General features: G+C 38.3%; 17 protein-coding genes. 10 read left to right on the top strand and 7 right to left on the bottom strand.

Translation table 11 applies throughout. The features are described from left to right. From ACJAT0_RS09015 to miaB, 6 genes are all read right to left on the bottom strand, one after another. The coding region (locus ACJAT0_RS09015) for a co-chaperone GroES (RefSeq protein ID WP_415181386.1) at nucleotides 1–224 on the bottom strand (224 nt) is incomplete at its 3' end. Between the two features lie 136 nt (nucleotides 225–360). Next, nucleotides 361–708 carry a preprotein translocase subunit SecG gene (secG, locus tag ACJAT0_RS09010; protein WP_415181385.1) on the bottom strand — a complete coding sequence of 116 codons (348 nt, stop codon included), beginning with the start codon at nucleotides 706–708 and terminating at the stop codon, nucleotides 361–363. After that, nucleotides 708–1,574, bottom strand: a complete 867-nt coding sequence (locus tag ACJAT0_RS09005) for a hypothetical protein (RefSeq protein ID WP_415181384.1) — start codon at nucleotides 1,572–1,574, stop codon at nucleotides 708–710. The genes secG and ACJAT0_RS09005 overlap by 1 nt, the downstream gene beginning before the upstream one ends. Then, nucleotides 1,568–2,080 carry an LPS assembly lipoprotein LptE gene (lptE, locus tag ACJAT0_RS09000; RefSeq protein WP_415181383.1) on the bottom strand — a complete coding sequence of 171 codons (513 nt, stop codon included), beginning with the start codon at nucleotides 2,078–2,080 and terminating at the stop codon, nucleotides 1,568–1,570. The genes ACJAT0_RS09005 and lptE overlap by 7 nt, the downstream gene beginning before the upstream one ends. Continuing rightward, the gene (locus ACJAT0_RS08995; protein ID WP_415181382.1) at nucleotides 2,070–3,374 is read right to left on the bottom strand and encodes a sigma 54-interacting transcriptional regulator; all 1,305 of its coding nucleotides are present in this window, start codon (nucleotides 3,372–3,374) and stop codon (nucleotides 2,070–2,072) included. The genes lptE and ACJAT0_RS08995 overlap by 11 nt, the downstream gene beginning before the upstream one ends. A 1-nt stretch (nucleotide 3,375) precedes the next feature. Then, nucleotides 3,376–4,848, bottom strand: a complete 1,473-nt coding sequence (miaB, locus tag ACJAT0_RS08990) for a tRNA (N6-isopentenyl adenosine(37)-C2)-methylthiotransferase MiaB (RefSeq protein ID WP_374002440.1) — start codon at nucleotides 4,846–4,848, stop codon at nucleotides 3,376–3,378. A 419-nt stretch (nucleotides 4,849–5,267) separates the two neighbouring features. Here miaB and topA point away from each other — a divergent pair, with 419 nt between their 5' ends. From topA to ACJAT0_RS08955, 7 genes are all read left to right on the top strand, one after another. Then, a complete protein-coding gene (gene topA / locus ACJAT0_RS08985) occupies nucleotides 5,268–7,793 on the top strand; it encodes a type I DNA topoisomerase (protein WP_415181381.1) in 2,526 nt (841 codons plus the stop codon). Between the two features lie 52 nt (nucleotides 7,794–7,845). Beyond that, entirely contained in the window at nucleotides 7,846–9,003 is a 1,158-nt protein-coding gene (locus tag ACJAT0_RS08980) for a formimidoylglutamase (protein WP_415181380.1), read from the top strand. A gap of 109 nt (nucleotides 9,004–9,112) precedes the next feature. Next, nucleotides 9,113–10,492, top strand: coding sequence for a gliding motility lipoprotein GldK (gldK, locus tag ACJAT0_RS08975; protein WP_374004371.1), 1,380 nt, complete (start codon nucleotides 9,113–9,115; stop codon nucleotides 10,490–10,492). Between the two features lie 41 nt (nucleotides 10,493–10,533). Next, nucleotides 10,534–11,193 carry a gliding motility protein GldL gene (gene gldL, locus ACJAT0_RS08970; RefSeq protein WP_415181379.1) on the top strand — a complete coding sequence of 220 codons (660 nt, stop codon included), beginning with the start codon at nucleotides 10,534–10,536 and terminating at the stop codon, nucleotides 11,191–11,193. A 47-nt stretch (nucleotides 11,194–11,240) separates the two neighbouring features. Further along, entirely contained in the window at nucleotides 11,241–12,776 is a 1,536-nt protein-coding gene (gene gldM, locus ACJAT0_RS08965; protein WP_415181378.1) for a gliding motility protein GldM, read from the top strand. 19 nt (nucleotides 12,777–12,795) lie between these two features. Then, the gene (gene gldN / locus ACJAT0_RS08960; protein ID WP_415181387.1) at nucleotides 12,796–13,749 is read left to right on the top strand and encodes a gliding motility protein GldN; all 954 of its coding nucleotides are present in this window, start codon (nucleotides 12,796–12,798) and stop codon (nucleotides 13,747–13,749) included. Nucleotides 13,750–13,957: 208 nt separating this feature from the next. Next, on the top strand, nucleotides 13,958–15,007 hold the full coding sequence (locus ACJAT0_RS08955) for an NAD(P)/FAD-dependent oxidoreductase (RefSeq protein ID WP_415181377.1): 1,050 nt from the start codon (nucleotides 13,958–13,960) through the stop codon (nucleotides 15,005–15,007). Between the two features lie 139 nt (nucleotides 15,008–15,146). Here the strand turns inward: ACJAT0_RS08955 and ACJAT0_RS08950 are convergent, their stop codons facing one another. Then, nucleotides 15,147–15,530 (bottom strand): DUF983 domain-containing protein, encoded by a 384-nt coding sequence (locus ACJAT0_RS08950; RefSeq protein ID WP_374004378.1) that lies wholly within the window; start codon nucleotides 15,528–15,530, stop codon nucleotides 15,147–15,149. Nucleotides 15,531–15,748: 218 nt separating this feature from the next. Here ACJAT0_RS08950 and ACJAT0_RS08945 point away from each other — a divergent pair, with 218 nt between their 5' ends. The 3 genes from ACJAT0_RS08945 to ACJAT0_RS08935 all read left to right on the top strand — a co-directional run. Further along, nucleotides 15,749–17,677, top strand: a complete 1,929-nt coding sequence (locus ACJAT0_RS08945) for an ABC-F family ATP-binding cassette domain-containing protein (protein ID WP_415181376.1) — start codon at nucleotides 15,749–15,751, stop codon at nucleotides 17,675–17,677. 78 nt (nucleotides 17,678–17,755) lie between these two features. Next, entirely contained in the window at nucleotides 17,756–18,913 is a 1,158-nt protein-coding gene (locus tag ACJAT0_RS08940) for an efflux RND transporter periplasmic adaptor subunit (RefSeq protein ID WP_415181375.1), read from the top strand. 3 nt (nucleotides 18,914–18,916) lie between these two features. After that, nucleotides 18,917–19,791: efflux RND transporter permease subunit (locus tag ACJAT0_RS08935; RefSeq protein WP_415181374.1), on the top strand; the 875-nt coding region annotated here is incomplete at its 3' end.

Below are 19,791 nucleotides of genomic sequence, written 5' to 3'. Positions count from 1 at the left end.
TCTAACTTTAATTCTGTACCACTATATTTTCCATAAAGAACAGTGTCACCCACTTTTACGGTCATATCGTGATCTTTGTTTCCTTTCCCTACCGCAACAACTTTTCCTTGTTGAGGTTTTTCTTTAGCTGTATCAGGAATATAAAGACCTGAAGCTGTTCTTTGTTCAGCAGCAGTTGGTTCAATAACTACTCTATCTGATAAAGGTTGAATATGTAATGCCATTATAAAGATTTTTTTATTAATTCAAAAACTATATGTCCCATAAATGTGCCAAGACACATTCACTGACAAAACTGCTGTAAACAAAAATACCCAGCCTTTTAGCTGGATATTTTGTCAGTTTGTATGGTGTGATAACTTACTCATTGTCAGTTGAGCTGTCTTCTGTTGTTATCGTTTCAGGGTCTGGTGTATTTAGTAGAGACTCTGTAGAAGTTTGGTCTGTTACATCGATCGAGCTTTCTGCCTTTCCTTGTATCAGAGTTGTGCTTGCAAGAAGGATAAGTACTAAAAGAGCTGTAGAGAGTACCCATGTACTTGTATCTAAAAAGTCACCAGTTTTCTTCACACCGCCTAGTTGTTGTGTACCGCCACCGCCGAAACTAGAGGACAGTCCACCGCCTTTGGGATTTTGCACCATGATTACTACGATTAATAAAAATGATACTAAAACGATGAGGCCTAAAAAGATATAAAATGTTGTCATTATGTATGGTTACTTTGTAAGTTCTTTATTTCTTGAATTTGGTCTGCAAATAAACCACTTTTTTCTGGATGTTGCAATACTAAAACCTCATAAGCTTTAAGAGCTTTGGAATAGTTTTTTTGAGCGAGATAGACCCTTGCTAGTGTTTCCGTCATAAATTGACTAGGATCTTCATAATGATCTGCTATGTTTATATAGCTGCTGGAAGATTTTCTAGGCCTTATTTTGGGCTTTTCAGCGAGAAATTGGTCGATACGAGCCATTTTTATAGCACGCTCATCTGCTTCTTGAATGATTTCTTGTGCTGCGGTAGAAGTTTCATCCTCTGTATTTTCTTTTTTACGATCAATAGGTTTCAAACTGCTTAATTCCAACCATCGTGAGAAACTATAGGTTTCATTTTTATCAAAGTCTAATGGCTCATCAAATATAGAGCTCTCTTTTTTCTTTTCAAAAAGATCCAAATCGGCAACCTTGGTAAAATCTTTATTGGCATTGAAATCTTCTTCCTGGGCGTTTTTTTTTTCTGGTTTCGTTATTCCTTCTTCGGGTTTTTCTACTTCGATTTCAATTTTATTCTCTTGCTGTTGGAGCAGTTTGATTTGCTCACTAACTTTATTTTGTGAAAATGATTCTGATGTTATAAAATCAAATAAAACAGACCTATCTGTGGTATGCGCAGCAGTTTTTTGAAGCTCTTTATTGTATAGTGAGCTACTTTCACTTTTTAATCCTTTTAGATAGATACTCCTTGCTGCTTGAAAATAAGGGAATTCTCGTAGTGTTTCTTCCAATGCGGCCAGATGATTTACAGCAATGTCTTTGGGATGTGCCAGTACATTATTTATATGAGCTCCATCTACCATTTTGCAAGTGTATCGTTAAAAACATCTTGTGTTATCTGTTCATAGATAACTTCTAGTGCAGTTTCAAGCGCACTGCCTTGCAGTTGAATATTTGCACTATAGTCGTAAAAGAAACTATACTTTTTTTCAAAACTTTCTTCCTCTACTTTCGTATTGGTGAATCTAATATTGATCTCTATGGTCAGTCTGTTTTGAGAGGCTGTACTATTCGCTGTGGCTGTCATAGGAGCGATATAATACCTAGTAATTTCACCTTGATAAATATAGTCTCCGTTTTTAGTCGTCAAACTCAGTCGGGACTGATCTTGAATTAAATCTTCCAATTTAATTTTAAAATCCCTTTCAATTCCTGGCTCCACAAGAACGGCTTGATACCCAAAATAATCTACCTGAAAAGTTTTTACGTTAGCAGGAAGTGTCACGCCACTTAAACTGTAAAAGCCGCAAGAGCAAAAACTTAAAAGAGCGAGTCCTAGGAACAAAAAGCGCATATTTTTAAAGATCATATTGTTTTATTTTACGGTAAAGAGTGCGTTCTGAGATGCCTAAATCGTCAGCAGCGGCTTTTCTTTTCCCCTTATGCCTCTCTAATGACTTTTTTATCAGTTCTATTTCCTTGTCGGCAAGGGAAAGGGATTCTTCTTCTTCTATTTCTTGTGCAAAATCATAACGATCGCCGGTTTGTTGCACAGGTTCTACATAATCATTGGGATCTGGGTTTGTGGTACGTGAAGAAGGAGCCTGCTCTTCCTGATTCAAGTCATAAGCATTATCGATTACATCTTCGTAATCCTGTTCATTATTTTCTTGGTTGCCATAGATGCGTTTAATCAATCCTGGATTCTCTTCTCTCACATCTTTTGAGTTGCCATTATTCATGAGTTCATTGGTCAACTTTTTAAGATCGCTGAGGTCATTTTTCATGTCAAACAATACCTTGTATAAAATCTCACGTTCGTTAGCAAACTCACTATCGCTTTTTTTCTTTTCCCCTATAACAGCGGGTAAGTTCTTTCCTGCATCGGGTAAATAATAACGCAAAATTGCCGAGGAAATATTCCTGTCTTTTTCTAAAACACTAATTTGTTCTGCAATGTTGCGCAGTTGTCTTATGTTTCCACTCCATCGGTAATTTGTAAGTATCGCGACGGCACTTTCATCTAGTCGCAACGTAGGCATCTTATATTTCATTGCAAAGTCACTGGCAAATTTTCTAAAAAGAAGGTGGATATCTTCTTTACGTTCTCGTAGAGGTGGTAAATCTATTTCTACCGTACTGAGCCTGTAATAAAGGTCTTCCCTAAATTTGCCTTTTTCAATTGCATCAAAAATCTTTACGTTGGTAGCAGCTACAATTCGCACGTCTGTTTTTTGTGTAGCAGAAGAACCTACTTTTAAGAACTCTCCGTTTTCCAATACACGCAGCAAACGAACTTGAGTGGGCAATGGCAGTTCTCCTACCTCATCAAGGAAGATGGTTCCTCCATCAGCGACTTCAAAATAACCGTTCCTTGTAGAAGTCGCTCCTGTAAAGGCTCCTTTTTCATGACCGAATAATTCTGAATCTATCGTTCCTTCTGGAATAGCACCACAGTTAACAGCGATGTATTTGGCGTGTTTTCTAAATGATTGTGAGTGAATAATTTTAGGAATGCTCTCTTTTCCAACACCACTTTCTCCCGTCACTAAAACCGAAATATCGGTAGGGGAAACCTGCAAAGCTTTTTCAATAGCTCTATTAAAACTAGGGTCATTACCTATAAGTTCAAAACGCTGTTTAACCGATTGTACACTTTCCATATTATAAGGTGTCGTAAGTTAAGGGGCCTACCATATCGCTGTAGCCTATGGCTTTTCCCTTTAAAGTCGCACTGGTACAGTCGATTATTTCTACCAGTACACATTCCCCTACTTTGTAATGTTCTTTATCAAATATGGCAACATAGTTTTGTGTATTTCTTCCAGCCCATTGTTGATCAGATTTTTTTGATTCTTTCTCGATAAGACATTCTACTGTTTTACCTATAAAGTATTTTGCTCTCTCATGACCAGTTCTTCTTTGCACGGCTATGATTTCATTTAACCGCCTACTTTTAATTTCTTCTGGTACATCATCCTCTAGTTTCCGGGCCGCCATTGTTCCCGGTCGCTCGGAATAAGCAAACATAAAGCCATAGTCGTATTTTACGTACTCCATTAGGCTCAATGTATCGGCATGATCTTCTTCTGTTTCTGTTGGGAAACCAGTAATCATGTCTTGAGAAACAGCACATTCAGGGATAATAGCGTGTACGCGATCGATTAATTTCATGTACTGTTCACGAGTGTGTAGGCGATTCATTTCCTTTAGGATACGATCACTTCCAGACTGTACTGGTAAATGAATGTAGTTGCAAATATTTCTATGCGCTGCAATGGCATGAAGTACGTCATCACTAATATCTTGCGGATTGCTGGTAGAGAAACGCACCCTTAAATGTGGATGTGCGTTTGCCACTTTATGTAATAATTGAGCAAAATCTACCGCAGTAGCTTTGGCCATTTTACTTGCTTTTTTAAAATCTTTTTTGAGCCCACCACCGTACCATAGGAACGAATCTACATTTTGCCCTAGTAAAGTAATCTCTTTAAAACCTTTGTTCCATAGATCTTGAACTTCTTCCAGAATAGAATGTGGATCGCGACTGCGTTCTCTGCCACGAGTGAAGGGAACCACACAAAATGTGCACATGTTATCACAACCTCTAGTGATCGATACAAAAGCGGTAACCCCATTGGAGTTCAGTCGTACTGGAGCGATATCACCATAGGTTTCATCTTTGGAAAGAAGCACGTTTACTGCTTCGCGGCCTTCATCTATTTCTGCTACTAGATTGGGTAAATCTTTGTAGGCGTCTGGCCCTACGACCATGTCCACGATTTTCTCTTCCTCTAGAAATTTAGATTTTAAACGCTCAGCCATGCAACCTAAAACCCCTACTTTCATATGGGGGTTCTTTTTGTTCTTAACACGGTTGTATTTCTCTAGTCTTTTGCGAATGGTTTGCTCTGCTTTATCTCGTATGGAGCAAGTATTAACCAGAACAAGATCAGCTTCTTCCATGTTATTTGTGGTGTTGAAGCCTTCTTTTGCAAGAATAGACGCAACAATCTCGCTGTCAGAAAAATTCATCTGGCAGCCAAAACTTTCTATATAGAGTTTGCGTGTATTTTTCTCGTTATGTTGCAATACTACAGCAGTTCCTTGTTTTTCTTCTTCAATAATCTTTTCCATCAATCGGCCTCTTAGTATAAGACTGCAAAGATATGTTTTTAGATTGTTTTGTGACACAATGTCAGCACGATCTTGTGCGCTTTTTAAAGAAGCCTCTTAAAGGCCTTGATTTTAGGACTTTTTAGAGGTAAGGCATGGGTGGTTTTTATTTCATTCCCTATTTTTGGATCTCTTTTTATTTTTGAAATGAAATTTTATGTCGGGACAGCTCCTGGCTAAAGCGGAATTTCAACCCTAAGCTTACCCGAAATATTATTTTCTTTCTCTAATAAATCCGTTAATAACATCAACTTAAAAAGATAAACATCAAGACCTGAACGGTTTAATAGGATGTCTGTATTTTTAACTAGTTGTTTAACAGTAGTTTGTGGGGTTAAAAAAAATATCACATACCTTTGTAGTCTAAACATATAAGCTTGATGGCAAAGAATCTTGTGATTGTAGAGTCGCCTGCAAAGGCAAAGACAATAGAAAAATTTCTGGGTAAAGATTTTAAAGTGGAGTCCAGTTTTGGACATATTGCAGATCTTCCATCTAAGGAATTAGGGGTGGATGTAGAAAAGAATTTTAAGCCTAACTATGTAGTGAGCAGTGACAAGAAGGATCTTGTGAGAAAGCTTAAAAAAATGGCCGCTGCATCAGATATGGTATGGCTAGCTAGTGATGAAGATAGAGAAGGAGAGGCCATAGCATGGCACCTTGCAGAGCAGCTTGACCTTAAAAAAGAAAAAACCAAAAGAATCGTTTTTAATGCGATTACTAAAAGCGCCGTGCAAAACGCCATTGATAATCCGCGAAGTATCGATTATGATCTGGTCAATGCACAACAAGCCCGCCGTATTTTAGACCGAATAGTAGGTTATGAAATCTCACCTATTTTATGGCGCAAAGTAAAAGGTGGCGCCAGTGCTGGACGTGTGCAGTCCGTAGCGGTGAGATTAATTGTCGAACGTGAGGAAGAAATTATAAACTTCAGTTCTGAAAACTTGTTTAGGGTTGATGCCGATTTTAACACGGCAGACGGTTCCTTGCTAAAAGCAAAATTACCGAGTAATTTAAGATCACTTCAAGAAGCTCAAGATTTTTTAGATATCAACAAAGGAGCAAAATTTGAAGTCGCTAACCTTGTAAAAAAGCCAGCGAAAAAATCTCCAGCAGCACCATTTACCACTTCAACTTTGCAACAAGAAGCGTCTCGTAAATTGTTTTATAATGTAAGTCGTACGATGCAACTCGCACAACGCCTTTATGAAGCAGGACTGATTACTTACATGAGAACTGACTCGGTAAACTTGAGTAATGAGGCAAAGCAGGGAGCACAAGAAGAAATAAGTAAAGCCTTCGGAGACCAGTATCACAAGGAACGCAATTATAAAGGAAAGTCTAAAGGCGCTCAAGAAGCACACGAAGCCATACGTCCTACTAATTTTGCGGTCCACAGTTCTGGAGCAGATCGGGATCAGATACGTCTGTATGAACTGATCTGGAAACGCGCTATCGCTAGCCAAATGAGTGATGCAAAATTAGAACGTACTAATGTTACTATTTCTGCAAATACCCATGAGAAGAAGTTTACCGCTAGTGGTGAAATTGTAAAATTTGAAGGTTTCCTAAAAGTATATCTGGAAAGTACAGACGATGAAGATCTAGAGCAACAAGGCTTGCTTCCAGATATAAAAATAGCTCAAGAATTATGGAATAAACAAATTACAGCAACAGAGCGTTTTACCAGACCGCCGTATCGCTACTCAGAAGCTTCTTTGGTAAAACAACTGGAAGAATTAGGGATAGGGCGTCCATCTACCTATGCACCTACCATTACGACCATACAAAATAGAAAATACGTAGAGAAAGGACAGTCTGATGGAGTGGAGCGCAATTATTTACAACTTACGTTAATCAACGATAAAGTAGCAGAAAAAAATCTTACAGAGAAAACAGGCTCTGATAAAAACAAGATGATTCCTACCGATGTAGGCCGGGTAGTTAATAATTTTTTAGTGGAGCACTTTGGCAGTATTTTAGATTATAATTTTACCGCAAATGTAGAAGCATCCTTTGATAATATTGCTGAAGGAAAAGAGGAATGGACGGATATGATGAGTCATTTCTATAAAAGTTTCCATCCCACAGTACTGGACGTTGCAGAAAATGCAGACCGTGAGGTGGGAGAACGTGTTCTAGGAAAGCATCCTGAAAGCGGTAAGCCCATCAGCGTGCGTTTAGGAAGATTTGGTGCTATGGCGCAAATAGGCAGTGTGGAAGATGAAGAGAAGCCAGAATTTGCAAGTCTATTACCTTCTCAAAATTTGAATGCGATTACGTTAGAAGAAGTAATGGAATTATTCAAATTACCTAGAACAGTAGGAGAATATAATGGCCATCCAGTGGAGGTGAATCAAGGCCGTTTCGGTCCTTATGTAAAGTTCAATGAAAAAACCTTTGTAAGTTTAGAAAATGAAGATGATCCTATGACGCTTACTTTTGAGCGCGCAGCAGAGTTGATACAGATGAAAGAAACGGCAGATGCTCCTGTTTATATATATGATGAGCAGCCCGTTACCAAAGGAGCTGGTCGATTTGGGCCTTATATTAAATGGGCTGGAATGTTTATCTCCGTGAATAAGAAGTATGATTTTGAAAACCTTTCTAATGATGATATAGAAACCTTGATCAAGGATAAGATACAAAAAGAGAAAGATAAGTTGATTGTAGATTGGGAAGAAGAAGGCATACGCATTGAGAAAGCGCGCTGGGGGCGACACAATATTATCAAAGGTAAAATCAAGGTGGAGATTGCCAAAGAGATCGATCCGTTAAAGGTAACATTGGAAAAAGCTCAAGAACTTGTAGCTAAAAAAACTCCCAAGAAAAAAGCCGCGGCTAAAAAGAAAGCTCCGGCAAAGAAAAAAGTTGCTGCAAAAAAGAAAACGGCTAAGAAATAGATAGAATGAATGAAAACCTCATTAGGCGTTACGGGAACATTAAATTAATACAATGGCTTTAGAATTTCTAAAAGCTCTGAATGATGCTGTTGTTGCCCATGCAAAAATGCAGCCGGAGCACTCTATAGGGGAAACCATAAAGCTTCACACGGTTAAAGATGGATTGCCTCATCTCAATGGAGTACAACTCGTTGTAATAGGCATTCTAGAAAATCGCAGAGATGCAAATGCTTTGTTTCAGGTAGAATCATTAGATCATGTGCGTGAAAAATTCTACGAACTCTATCCAGGCAACTGGAGCAGCACTATAGCAGACTTAGGTGACGTTCCTCCCGGGGATACTGTGGAAGATACCTATTATTTGATAAGACAGCTCACAAAGCACTTCTTACGAGAATCCATAATCCCTATTTTTTTAGGGGGAAGTCAGGATTTGATGTATCCTATATATCGTGCTTTTGATGAATTTCAGCACATGATAAATGTGGTCAATATAGACTGTAGGTTTGATTTAGGAAACATAGAGTTGCCTATTACTTCTAGGAGTTACGTGGGTAAAATGATTACGGTAGAGCCTTATAATTTATTTAATTATAGCAATCTAGGCTTTCAAACCTATTTCAACTCACAAGATGAAATTGAGCTTTTAGATAGAATGTATTTTGATGCGATTAGATTAGGTCATTTAGATAATGATATTACACTCGCAGAGCCTGTGTTGAGAGATGCAGACCTAATAGGAGTCGATATGAGTGTGGTGCGTGCTGGTGACCTCGCTTCCGCGAAAGCGAACCCAAATGGACTAGATGGTAAACAAATATGTAGTTTGTCAAGGTATTCAGGCATCAGTGACAGATTAAAGGTATATGGAATCTTTGAAATAAATAACGAAAGAAATTATGGGGCGCAGCTCGTGGCTGAGATGATGTGGTATTTTATCGAAGGGTATAATTATCGAATCTTTGAGTATCCTGTAGACGTATCTAAAGACTTTATTGTCTACAAAGTCCCCGTAGATAATCAAATCCTTACTTTCTACAAATCTACTGATAGTGGTCGCTGGTGGATAGAATTGCCTTTTATTTCAAATGTCAATAATAAATTAAAGCAACACACGTTATTACCATGCGACCGTCGGGATTATGAAATGGCATGTGATCAAGTGCTTCCGGATAGGTGGCTTAATGCAAGACGTAAAAACGAAGTGTAAAAAGTTAAAGCGTATCGCAATATAATTTATTGAAAAAAAAGTTTGTGGAATCGAAATCTTTTAAATAGGTTTACGCTCTTAATTCATAAAGTAAACATAAAATACCCTTATGAAAAAGTTATTTGTCCTTTTAGCAGTAGTTGCCTTTGTTGCAAGTTGTGGTAAAGGAGATCGTGGAATGGTAGTTGGAACCAAAGGAAAAAAGTGGCACCCTGAAAAACCTTACGGCATGACCTTAGTGCCAGGCGGTGCCTTCACAATGGGAAAAAGTGATGATGATATTGCTGCTACTCGAAATGCACCAACAAAAACCGTTACAGTTCCGTCTTACTATATGGATGAAACTGAGATTACAAACGCAGAATACCGACAGTTTGTGTACTGGACTAGAGATTCTACATTCCGAACTAATTTAGCAATTACGGCTGATGATAATGGAGCTCTTCCTGGTGATAATGGTATAGGAGAGTTTGCATTTCTTGATGCTGATGGCGCTAGTGGAGATGCCTTGTCGCCTTGGGAACAATATGTGCAAGATAATTATGTAGGTTTAGGTCCTACCGGTTACGAAGGACGCAAATTGAATAATAGAGTAGATTTAATATGGGATACCGAAGAAATTCCTGATGAGTTCTATGCTCGGGTATACGATGAAATGATGATTCCTTTTGATGAAGCGTATAACGGAGAACGAACCATTGATACGGATAAAATCATTTTTACATATACCAGCTTAGATTTAAATGCAGCAGCTAGGAATCGCGATGTTTCCAAAACGAGAAAAGATTTTATCTCTCAAGTTCCTGTAAAGATTTATCCGGATACTACCGTTTGGATTCGTGACTTTAATTACAGTTATAACGAGCCTATGCACAATGATTATTTCTATCACGAAGCATACAGCGATTATCCTGTCGTAGGAGTCAACTGGAATCAAGCAAAGGCGTTCTGTCAATGGAGAACACTGTATCACAATGCCTTTCGCAAGCAAAAAAATTTAGAACGAGTTTTTGAGTACCGTCTTCCCACTGAGGCAGAATGGGAATATGCAGCTCGAGGCGGTTTAGAAGGAGCTACTTACCCTTGGGGTGGGCCCTATGCAAAGAACGACAGAGGTTGTTTTCTTGCTAATTTTAAACCATTAAGAGGTGATTACGCGGCAGATCAAGCTCTTTATACGGTAGAGGCTAGATCTTATGAGCCTAACGAGTATAATTTATTTAATATGGCAGGTAATGTATCCGAATGGGTCAACTCTTCTTACGAAGCTGGAGCTTATGAACAAATGTCTTCTATCAGTCCTGTGGTAAATGATGCTAACAATAAACGTAAAGGAGTTCGTGGTGGATCTTGGAAAGATGTTTCCTATTTTCTTCAAGTAAGCACACGTGACTATGAATATCAAGATAGTGCTAGAAGTTATATAGGATTTCGAACGGTACAATCATACATGGGTACAGACGTAACTCTTAACGCTTCAACAAACTAAAATACCCAATACAAACTTAACTTAACTTAAAACTTATTAAAATGGCACAGTCTAAAACAACAAAGAAAATATTTAACATGGCTTATGGTATTGGAGCCTCTGTAGTAATCATTGGAGCACTTTTCAAAATTCTTCACTGGGAACTTGATTTGGTATTCACCAAACTTACAGGTGGAACATTACTTGCTATTGGTCTTATTGTAGAAGCATTGATTTTCTTTATCTCTGCTTTTGAACCAGTTGATGATGATTTAGATTGGTCATTGGTGTACCCAGAATTAGCTGGTGGACAATTGGTAGGTGGTAAACCTCAAAAAGAAGCTCCACAAGACGCTCAAGGGCTTTTATCTAAGAAATTAGACGAAATGCTTAAAGAGGCAAAGCTAGACGGCGAGTTAATGACTAGTCTAGGAGATAGCATACGTTCTTTTGAAGGTGCAGCAAAAGATATGGTTCCCACTGCAGATGCTATGTCCTCTACAAAGAAATACTCTGAAGAAATGGCTCTAGCAGCTGCTCAAATGGAATCGTTAAATAGTTTATACAAAGTTCAAGTGGAGAGTTCTAATCGTCAGAATCAAGCAAACGATGCGATTGCTGAAAATGCAACAAAACTTCAAGAGCAAATGGCTGGTCTTACCAATAACCTATCTTCTCTTAATGGAGTGTATGGTAACATGCTAGGAGCTATGAAAGGATAATTAGTTTCATTAAAATTTATAAATTAACAAAAGCTAATTAGAATATTATGGCAGGAGGAAAACAGTCCCCAAGACAAAAAATGATCAACCTAATGTACCTGGTTTTCATCGCAATGCTTGCATTAAATATGAGTAAGGAAGTATTACAAGCTTTCGGACTTATAGAAGAAAATTTAAGCGCTAGTAATACAGCACTAGCAACAATTAATTCAGCATCTCTCGCAGATTTGAACACGAAAGCTGCAACGAATGCCAAGCAGTATGGTGCAGTTGCAGCAACAGCGCAACAGGTGTCTAAGCTTAGTAATGATTATAATGATTATCTGGAAAGTGTGAAAACGATGCTTACTTCTACGGTAAAAGAAGGATCAGAGACTGATTATCAAGTCCAAGATGGAACGGATGTTTTAGATAATGCCTTTTTCGTTGACGACAAACTGAGGGAAGAAGGTGAAAAGTTTAAAGCTCAAATGAATCAGTATAAAACTGATATGATCACTGTTTTAGGAAGCGGTTATCCAGCTGTCAAGGCCGATTTAACAGTGAAATTTGACACTTCAGAAGAGACGGACCGTGATGGTATCAAGGTGGAGTATGTGCAGTATAATTATAAAGGATATCCTCTTATTGCTTCAAAAACAAAATTGACCTTACTACAAAATGAAGTGCGCAATATAGAGTCAGATGTCATGAGCCAATTGTTACAAGGGGAATTGATACAAATTGCATCGATGAACAATTATAAAGCTATTGTAAATCTCGATAAGACTGCCTTTTTTAATGGTGAGTCGGTTACAGGAACGGTTGTTTTAGGTCGTTATGATGATCGTACGGTACCAAGTAGGGTGGTTATCAATGGTCAAGAGATTCCGAAAGATGCTATTGTCAATGGTCAAATTCCATTGACATTGGGATCAGGCAGTGTAGGCGAAAAGAAAATAACTGGTTTTATGGAGTTTGTAGAAAAGGGCGAAATTATCAAAATTGAAATTGAGTCTCAATATGCGGTTATCCCTAAACCTAGTTCTGCTACTATATCAGCTGATAAAATGAATGTGGTTTATCGTGGCGTAGATAATCCCATGACGGTTTCCTTTGCTGGTATTCCAGATAATAAAGTAACTGTATCTGGTGTTGGTCTTGTTAAGTCAGGAGTTGGTTATATGATGAAACCTGGTGCTGGCAAAGAAGTGATTATAACTGCTACTGGAATTTTACCAGATGGAAAGTCGGTTTCTGATTCCAAGCCGTTTAGAATCAAAAATCTTCCACGTCCAACAGGTATGGTGAGTGGTTCTTATGAGAATGTTAAGAAAACAAGAGCTAATTTAGGAATTTCAACTGTTTCAGCTGAGTTTCTAGATTTTGACTTCAAGTTAACGCCGCAGGTGACAAGTTTCTTGTTTCAGGTGCCTGGGCAGCCTTCTACTAAGGTTAGTGGTACCAGGCTAAATGAATCCGCAAAGGGGCTTTTGGCAAAAGCTAGAAGAGGTGATTTAGTTCAAGTTGCCGATATCAAAGCTACTGTTCCTGGTGTAACACTTAAAAGTGTTTCTAGTGTGACCATAGAGATTACAGATTAATAATAAAAACATTCAAATGATGAATAAGATCATAGTTTTACTGGCAGCGTTGCTTCTTTCGGGAACGGCAGTTGCTCAGAATAATATCCTTAACGCAAAAAGTCCTGCTGAGTTCGGTACAAAAACGGATGCTCAAATGGAAAATGATAATGACCAACCATTACCTTATGGTTTTGTTGGAGATCGGGACATTTTATGGCAACGTACTATTTGGGAAACTATTGATCTTGACGAAAGAGTGAATTTTCCATTGTATTATCCAACTGATACCATCAGTGTTGGTAGTGAGCGGAGGTCATTATTTCAGGTATTGTCTGCCGCTGCTAGAGCAGGGGAGATCAATTTATATGGAGATTCTTACTTTAACTCTCTCGTTGAACCAGAAAATGTGGAAACATTTCTCCAAGCTGAGGTTTTATCGGATCGAGGTACGGACATCTTAAATGAGCAGGCTATTCAATTAATGGAAGGCGATCGCTATTCTAACATTGATGTCAAATATAATATTCCTGGATTCGATGAGTTTGTTACGGTAACAAAAATTGACGGTGCTGATGTTATGGAGTACAGAATCAGAGGTCTTTGGTATTTCGACACACGACAAAGCGAATTGAGATATCGATTATTAGGTATTTGTCCGGTAACTCCTGATGTAAACGTTAAGGCAGGTATTATAAGTGATGGTGGTGGTACGGTACCTGGGGTTGAATTGTTTTGGATTTATTATCCGGATGCGAGACAGTTGCTGCACACGGCAAAAGCTTTTAATACATTAAACTCAGCAAGACCTATTTCTTTTGATCATATTTTGAACTCAAGAAGGTTCAACGCGCTTATTTATAAAATGGATAATGTTCAAGGCGATAGGGAAATCGCCCGTTACATACCCGATAATTCGATGATGCAGCTTTTGGAGTCCGACAGGCTTAAGGAGATTGTTCGTAATTTTGAGATAGACATGTGGAATTATTAAGCATCCTATATCCTTATAAAAATATAAAAAGCCTCGCATTAGCGAGGCTTTTTAGTTTATAGTTTTTCTCCTCCTTATTCTGTAAATCATTTTAAAATAATTCTCGAGGTTAATTTAATTGATAATTGGCAATGTATTTCAACTCTCTTTTTTAAATTTACGGGTGGAAATTAATTACGTATCACACAAAAAACACCCATATTAGGATTTGAAAAAAAATATAGATATCATTATCGTTGGATCTGGAATTGCTGGTTGTACGCTCGCTTGGCAGTGGTTGCTCCACGGTAAATCGGTTCTTATGATATCAGATGTAGAGAAAGGCTCTTCAGCAGTAGCTGCAGGTGTCTATAATCCTACCATTTTAAAACGTTTTACGAGTGTTTGGAAAGCTGGGGATCAACTTGATGTTCTCAACGACTTTTATACGAAAGTCGAATCGCGTCTGGAGCAAAAATTCTTTCATCCTATTGACATTTTAAGAAGGTTCCACGACGAACGGGAAATTAAAACATGGGTCAAGAAGTCGGTAAAAGAGGATTTGAAGGATTATATGTCTTCTGAAGCCTTTGCTTACGAAAACAGTGCCGTTGATGCCCCTTACGATTACGGTAAGGTCGTTGGAACAGGATGGGTGGATACTATTGGTTATATGAATCAAACAGTACAATACCTTAAAGAGATTTCTTCCTTTCTTAAGGATTCTTTTGATTTTAAAGAATTAATTCATTCGGTTGATCAAGTGGTTTACAAAGAGTTTCAAGCAGGAAAAATAATTTTTGCCGAAGGATTTAAATTGCGATCAAACCCGTATTTTAAAAATTTGCCCTTACAAGGAAATAAAGGAGAAGTGCTCACTATAAAAGTACCAGGCTTAAAGTTAGATTACATTATTAAATCTTCCGTGTTTTTGATGTCGTATACAGATGATTTATTTTGGGTGGGTGCTACCTATAATGCAGAGGAGCTTTCTGACGGTTCTACAGAAGAAGCTAAAGAATTCCTCACCTCCAGATTAGAGCGTTTTTTGAAAGTACCTTATGAGATTGTGGAGCATAAGTATGGAATCAGACCAACATCTATTGATCGAAGACCCCTTGTAGGGGTGCATCAACTCTACAAAAACTACGCTGTCTTTAACGGTATGGGCAGTCGAGCAGTACTCATGGCGCCATGGGCATCGCAACAGTTATTCGATTCTTTATACAGTGATCAACAACTGCATCTAGAAATTGATATTCAAAGGTTTATCAATTAGGAGTATACTGATTCTTTATGACTTCGCTTCGATGGAGGACTGCCGTTAAGAAGCTATTTCGTTTACTAGGGTGTTCTTTTTTTCAGCAGCATAAATACTTTTATGGTAGGTTCCGTTAACAACCTTCAAAAACAATGCATCATTTTAACCTAGCTTTATCCTCGTCAAAATCCATAAAGATATTGATCCAGATATTTCGAGATAAACGTATGACTATGGGAAGGCTAACGATAGAAATAGAAGTGATCACTAGAAAGATAGTCCACCGAGATAATTCAAATACAAAATAGCCCAAGAAAAAAGCCACCATAGCAATTCCAACTCCTACGCCATAACTTACATACATGGAGCCATAGAAGAAGCTAGGTTCGATTTTGTATTTGGTATCACAGTGATGGCATCTCTCGTTCATCTCCTGTGTTTTGCTAGGATTATAGAGGTTGCTGCTCGTGTACATGGATTCATTGTGACACACAGGGCAAGCTCCTGTGAAAATGCTGTATAATTTTGTTCCTTTTAGCATAAGAAGATTTTACGGTTAGCGTGCTGTCATACCTCTGGAATATGCAGTGACGTATCAAATGCGCGATGATATGGAAATTTAAAAACGCTGTGAGTAAATCGCAAAGCATAGCTATGAGATTCGGGAACAAGGAATTTAAATTTTAAAAGAACAAGAGGGCATCCGTTACTAGGTATTCAAATAGGTATTATGCATCTTTGCAAAGATACAAAACGACTATGCTCAACGTTCACGATTTACATGTAAGTTTCGGTGGAGAACCGTTATTTGAAGAAATTACCTTCAGACTCAATGCGGGAAACCGCGTGGGTTTGATCGGTAAAAATGGTGCAGGAAAATCTACACTTTTAAAGGTTATTTCTGGAGATATCCCGCACGATCAGGGCAATATCGCCATGGAGAAAGAGGTGAGTATAGGCTTTTTGAGACAAGACATTGATTTTGAAAAAGGTCGTACGGTGTTGGAAGAGGCCTATACCGCTTTTGCAAAAGCGAGACAAATTGAAGCCCAAATCGAGGAAATAAATAATCAGTTGGTCATAAGGACTGATTATGAATCAGATTCCTATTCCAAGCTTATAGAAGATATAGGAGACCTGAACCATGAATATGAGATTATAGGCGGGTATCAATACAAAGGTGAAACGGAGAAGATCTTAAAAGGTCTCGCATTTAAACCAGATCAGTTCGATAAACTTACTGACGAGCTTTCTGGTGGATGGCGCATGCGTATCGAACTCGCTAAGCTGCTTTTAGAAAAGCATGACATATTATTACTCGATGAGCCTACCAACCACTTGGACATTGATTCTATTCTTTGGTTGGAATCTTTTTTACAGACTTATCCAGGAGCCGTGGTCATTGTAAGCCACGATAAGATGTTTCTCGATAACGTGACCAATCGTACTATTGAGATCAGTCTAGGTCGTATTTATGATTACCCAAAGCCTTATACCCAGTTTTTAACCTTACGTGCCGAGTTGCGGGAGCAACAAGAAGCTACTTTTAAAAATCAGCGTAAGGAGATTGAGCGTACCGAGAAGTTGATACAGAAGTTTAAAGCCAAAGCCAGTAAAGCCACCATGGCACAATCTCTAGTTAAAAAACTGGACCGAATGGATGTGGTGGAGATCGAGCAGACGGATAATGCGGCGATGAATATTAATTTTGCCCAGTCTATACAACCAGGTAAAATTGTATTAGAGGTGGATCAAGTGAGCAAGTCGTATGGAAATAAAAGCGTACTGGACAAAGTAGATTTGTCACTAGAGCGCGGTAAACGTGTAGCTTTTGTCGGTCAGAATGGTATGGGGAAATCTACATTAGCAAAAATTATTGTTGGTGATGTAGCAGCTCAGGGTCATGTAAATCTGGGTCATAATGTACAGCTGGGATATTTTGCACAAAATCAAGCCGAGTATTTAGATGGAGAGAAAACGGTTCTGGACATAATGCTCGATGCGGCTACGGATAACAATAGAGTAAAAGTACGTGACATGCTGGGGTCCTTTCTTTTTAGAGGTGATGACGCTGAGAAGAAAGTAAAAGTTCTGAGCGGTGGAGAGCGCAATAGGTTAGCATTATGCAAATTATTATTACAGCCGTTTAACGTCCTAATTATGGATGAGCCTACCAACCACTTAGATATCCAGTCTAAGAATGTTTTAAAGGCAGCGCTTGTGAAATTTGACGGTACACTAATAGTGGTTTCTCACGACAGAGAATTCTTGCAAGGTCTTACAGAGTTGGTATATGAATTTCGGGATCATAAATTAAACCTCTATCTCGGTGACATAGATTACTACTTGGGTCAAAGAAAGGCGGAGGATATGAGAGCGATTGAAAAAGTGGAAGTGGTTAAGACTGTTTCGCTTTCGCGAAAGCAGAAAGAAGAAAAACAACAACTTTCTTACGAAGACCAGAAAAAGCAAAAATCCCTTAATAACAGGCTCTCAAAAGCAGAATCCCAGATCAATCATCTAGAAAAAACTATTGCAAAATTAGATGTAGAGTTAGCTGCCAATTATGATGAGATGTCTCAAAAGAATGGTTTTTTCGATAGTTATCAGTCAAAGAAAAAAGATCTAGAAAACTGGATGACAAAATGGGAAAATGTGTCGGAAGAGCTAGAGAGTTTTAATACTTAGGTTTAAGGATTATTTGTGATGATTAGAAAGCAAAATAATTAGCTTTGGATTCATACGTCTTTATACTAAATCAATGCCATGCGTAAACTCATACTTTTTGTGCTTGCTATAGTAATTATGATAGCCGCCATTTATGGGGCTAAGGTCATTATCGACAACAAAACGACACCTAAGTCTAAGGTTAAAAACAATATCAAAATCGTTACTACAGATGCGATTCAGAATACCACTATTCCTATTATCATTCCAACAAACGGAAATTTACAGGCTAAGAGGCGGGTAGAGTTATTTGCAGAGGTGACTGGGGTTTTTAAATCCACAGGCAAACTTTTTAGAACTGGACAGCCATACCAAGCTGGAGAAGCGATCATTGCGATAGATAATACCGAGTTTTATGCTCAGGTTAAAAGTGCGAGAAGTAATTTAAACAATCAAATTACGGCCATCATGCCAGATCTAAGACTGGACTATCCAGAGTCTTTCCAGCTGTGGCAAGATTATCTAGCAGACTTTAATGTAGATAGCACTATTGCTAAACTTCCAGTTCCAAAAAATGACAAAGAAAAATATTTCATTACAGGAAGAAATATTTACACTACGTACTACAATATTAAAAACCTCGAAAGTCGTTTAGGCAAGTTTAGAATTACAGCTCCGTTTTCAGGAGTCTTGACAGAAACGATGGTGAGTGAAGGAACACTCGTGCGTAACGGTCAACAACTAGGGGAATTTATTCACGCAGGAATCTATGAGATCCAAGTAGCAGTAAGTGCAGAGTTTGTCGATTTATTACAAATAGGAAATGAAGTAGGAATGCGCAACATCTCTGATACTAAATCTTACCAAGGAAAAGTTACTCGCATCAATGCTAAGGTAGATCAGGCTTCTCAAACTATTACTACCGTTATTGAAGTAGAACATCCAGATTTGAAGGAAGGAATGTACCTCACGGCAAACATACAAGCGCAAGAGATAGAAAACGCGATAGAGATCAATCGAAGCTTGCTTCAGAATGGAAATCAGTTATTTACTTTAGAAGAAGGTCAGTTGGTGCTTACCGATGTTATTCCGGTTCATTTCTCTCATAAAACCTTAGTGCTTAAAGGAGTAGAAGACGGGACTGTAATTATAGCAAAACCTGTTCCTGGTTCTTATGAAGGAATGATCGTTATCACTGAGGAGCAGGCAAAAGCTGATAAAGAGGAAGCAGCCATTTCAAATCCTGAATCAGAATAAGCCATGAGAAAAATTATAGCTTATTTTATCAATCACCATGTGGCTGTTAATGTCGTTATTGCCGCATTTGTCATTTTTGGAGTTTTAGGAGCAATTTCTTTAAAGTCTTCTTACTTCCCATTAGTAGATTCTAAAACCATCACTATTAACGTGATCTATCAAGGTGCAGCTCCTCAGGAGATTGAAGAGGGTGTTGTACTTAAAATTGAAGACAACCTTAAGGGTATAGAAGGGATTGACCGAGTGACTTCGGTATCTAGAGAAAATTCTGGGACCATTACTATAGAGATCACTAAAGGGTATAATATTGATTTCATGTTGTTGGAAGTAAAGAATGCTGTAGATCGCGTGTCTTCGTTTCCTATAGGTATGGAACCACTGGTGGTAGCAAAAAGAGAAGAATCTAGGCCTACGATTTCATTTGCATTAAGTGGTAAAAATGTACCGCTTAAAACGCTCAAACAACTGGCTCGAGATGTAGAAAATGACTTGAGAGCTATAGAAGGAATTTCGCAAATATCGATCACAGGGTATCCTGCTGAAGAAATTGAAATCGCTATAAATGAAAACACCCTTTTAGGTTACAATATGAGCTTTCAAGAAGTAGCAGACGCCGTGGCTGCCTCAAATATCTTGACTACTGGAGGGAAAATTAAAACAGATACAGAAGAATACCTGATACGGGCTGATAACAGAAGTTATTACGGAGACGAGCTCAATCATATTCCAGTAAGAACTCAGACGGATGGTACTATTATTTACCTTAAAGATGTGGCTGAAGTAAAAGACCGCTTTTCTGAAACGCCTAATGCTTCTTATTTTAACGAAGAAAGAGCCGTTAATATTACGGTAACCAGTACAAATGCTGAAGATCTTAT

Source organism: Nonlabens sp. (assembly GCF_047636915.1).
In the GTDB taxonomy this organism is placed as follows: Bacteria; Bacteroidota; Bacteroidia; order Flavobacteriales; family Flavobacteriaceae; genus Nonlabens.
This window is presented reverse-complemented; position numbering and strand designations above follow the sequence as displayed.

Coding starts and splice junctions, on each gene's coding strand:
- gldK (WP_374004371.1), top strand. CDS start 9,113: ATGAAAAAGTTATTTGTCCTTTTAGCAGTAGTTGCCTTTGTTGCAAGT.
- lptE (WP_415181383.1), bottom strand. CDS start 2,080: ATGATCTTTAAAAATATGCGCTTTTTGTTCCTAGGACTCGCTCTTTTA.
- ACJAT0_RS08980 (WP_415181380.1), top strand. CDS start 7,846: ATGGCTTTAGAATTTCTAAAAGCTCTGAATGATGCTGTTGTTGCCCAT.
- ACJAT0_RS09005 (WP_415181384.1), bottom strand. CDS start 1,574: ATGGTAGATGGAGCTCATATAAATAATGTACTGGCACATCCCAAAGAC.
- ACJAT0_RS08995 (WP_415181382.1), bottom strand. CDS start 3,374: ATGGAAAGTGTACAATCGGTTAAACAGCGTTTTGAACTTATAGGTAAT.
- gldM (WP_415181378.1), top strand. CDS start 11,241: ATGGCAGGAGGAAAACAGTCCCCAAGACAAAAAATGATCAACCTAATG.
- miaB (WP_374002440.1), bottom strand. CDS start 4,848: ATGGAAAAGATTATTGAAGAAGAAAAACAAGGAACTGCTGTAGTATTG.
- ACJAT0_RS08950 (WP_374004378.1), bottom strand. CDS start 15,530: ATGCTAAAAGGAACAAAATTATACAGCATTTTCACAGGAGCTTGCCCT.
- ACJAT0_RS08940 (WP_415181375.1), top strand. CDS start 17,756: ATGCGTAAACTCATACTTTTTGTGCTTGCTATAGTAATTATGATAGCC.
- secG (WP_415181385.1), bottom strand. CDS start 708: ATGACAACATTTTATATCTTTTTAGGCCTCATCGTTTTAGTATCATTT.
- gldL (WP_415181379.1), top strand. CDS start 10,534: ATGGCACAGTCTAAAACAACAAAGAAAATATTTAACATGGCTTATGGT.
- topA (WP_415181381.1), top strand. CDS start 5,268: ATGGCAAAGAATCTTGTGATTGTAGAGTCGCCTGCAAAGGCAAAGACA.
- gldN (WP_415181387.1), top strand. CDS start 12,796: ATGAATAAGATCATAGTTTTACTGGCAGCGTTGCTTCTTTCGGGAACG.
- ACJAT0_RS08945 (WP_415181376.1), top strand. CDS start 15,749: ATGCTCAACGTTCACGATTTACATGTAAGTTTCGGTGGAGAACCGTTA.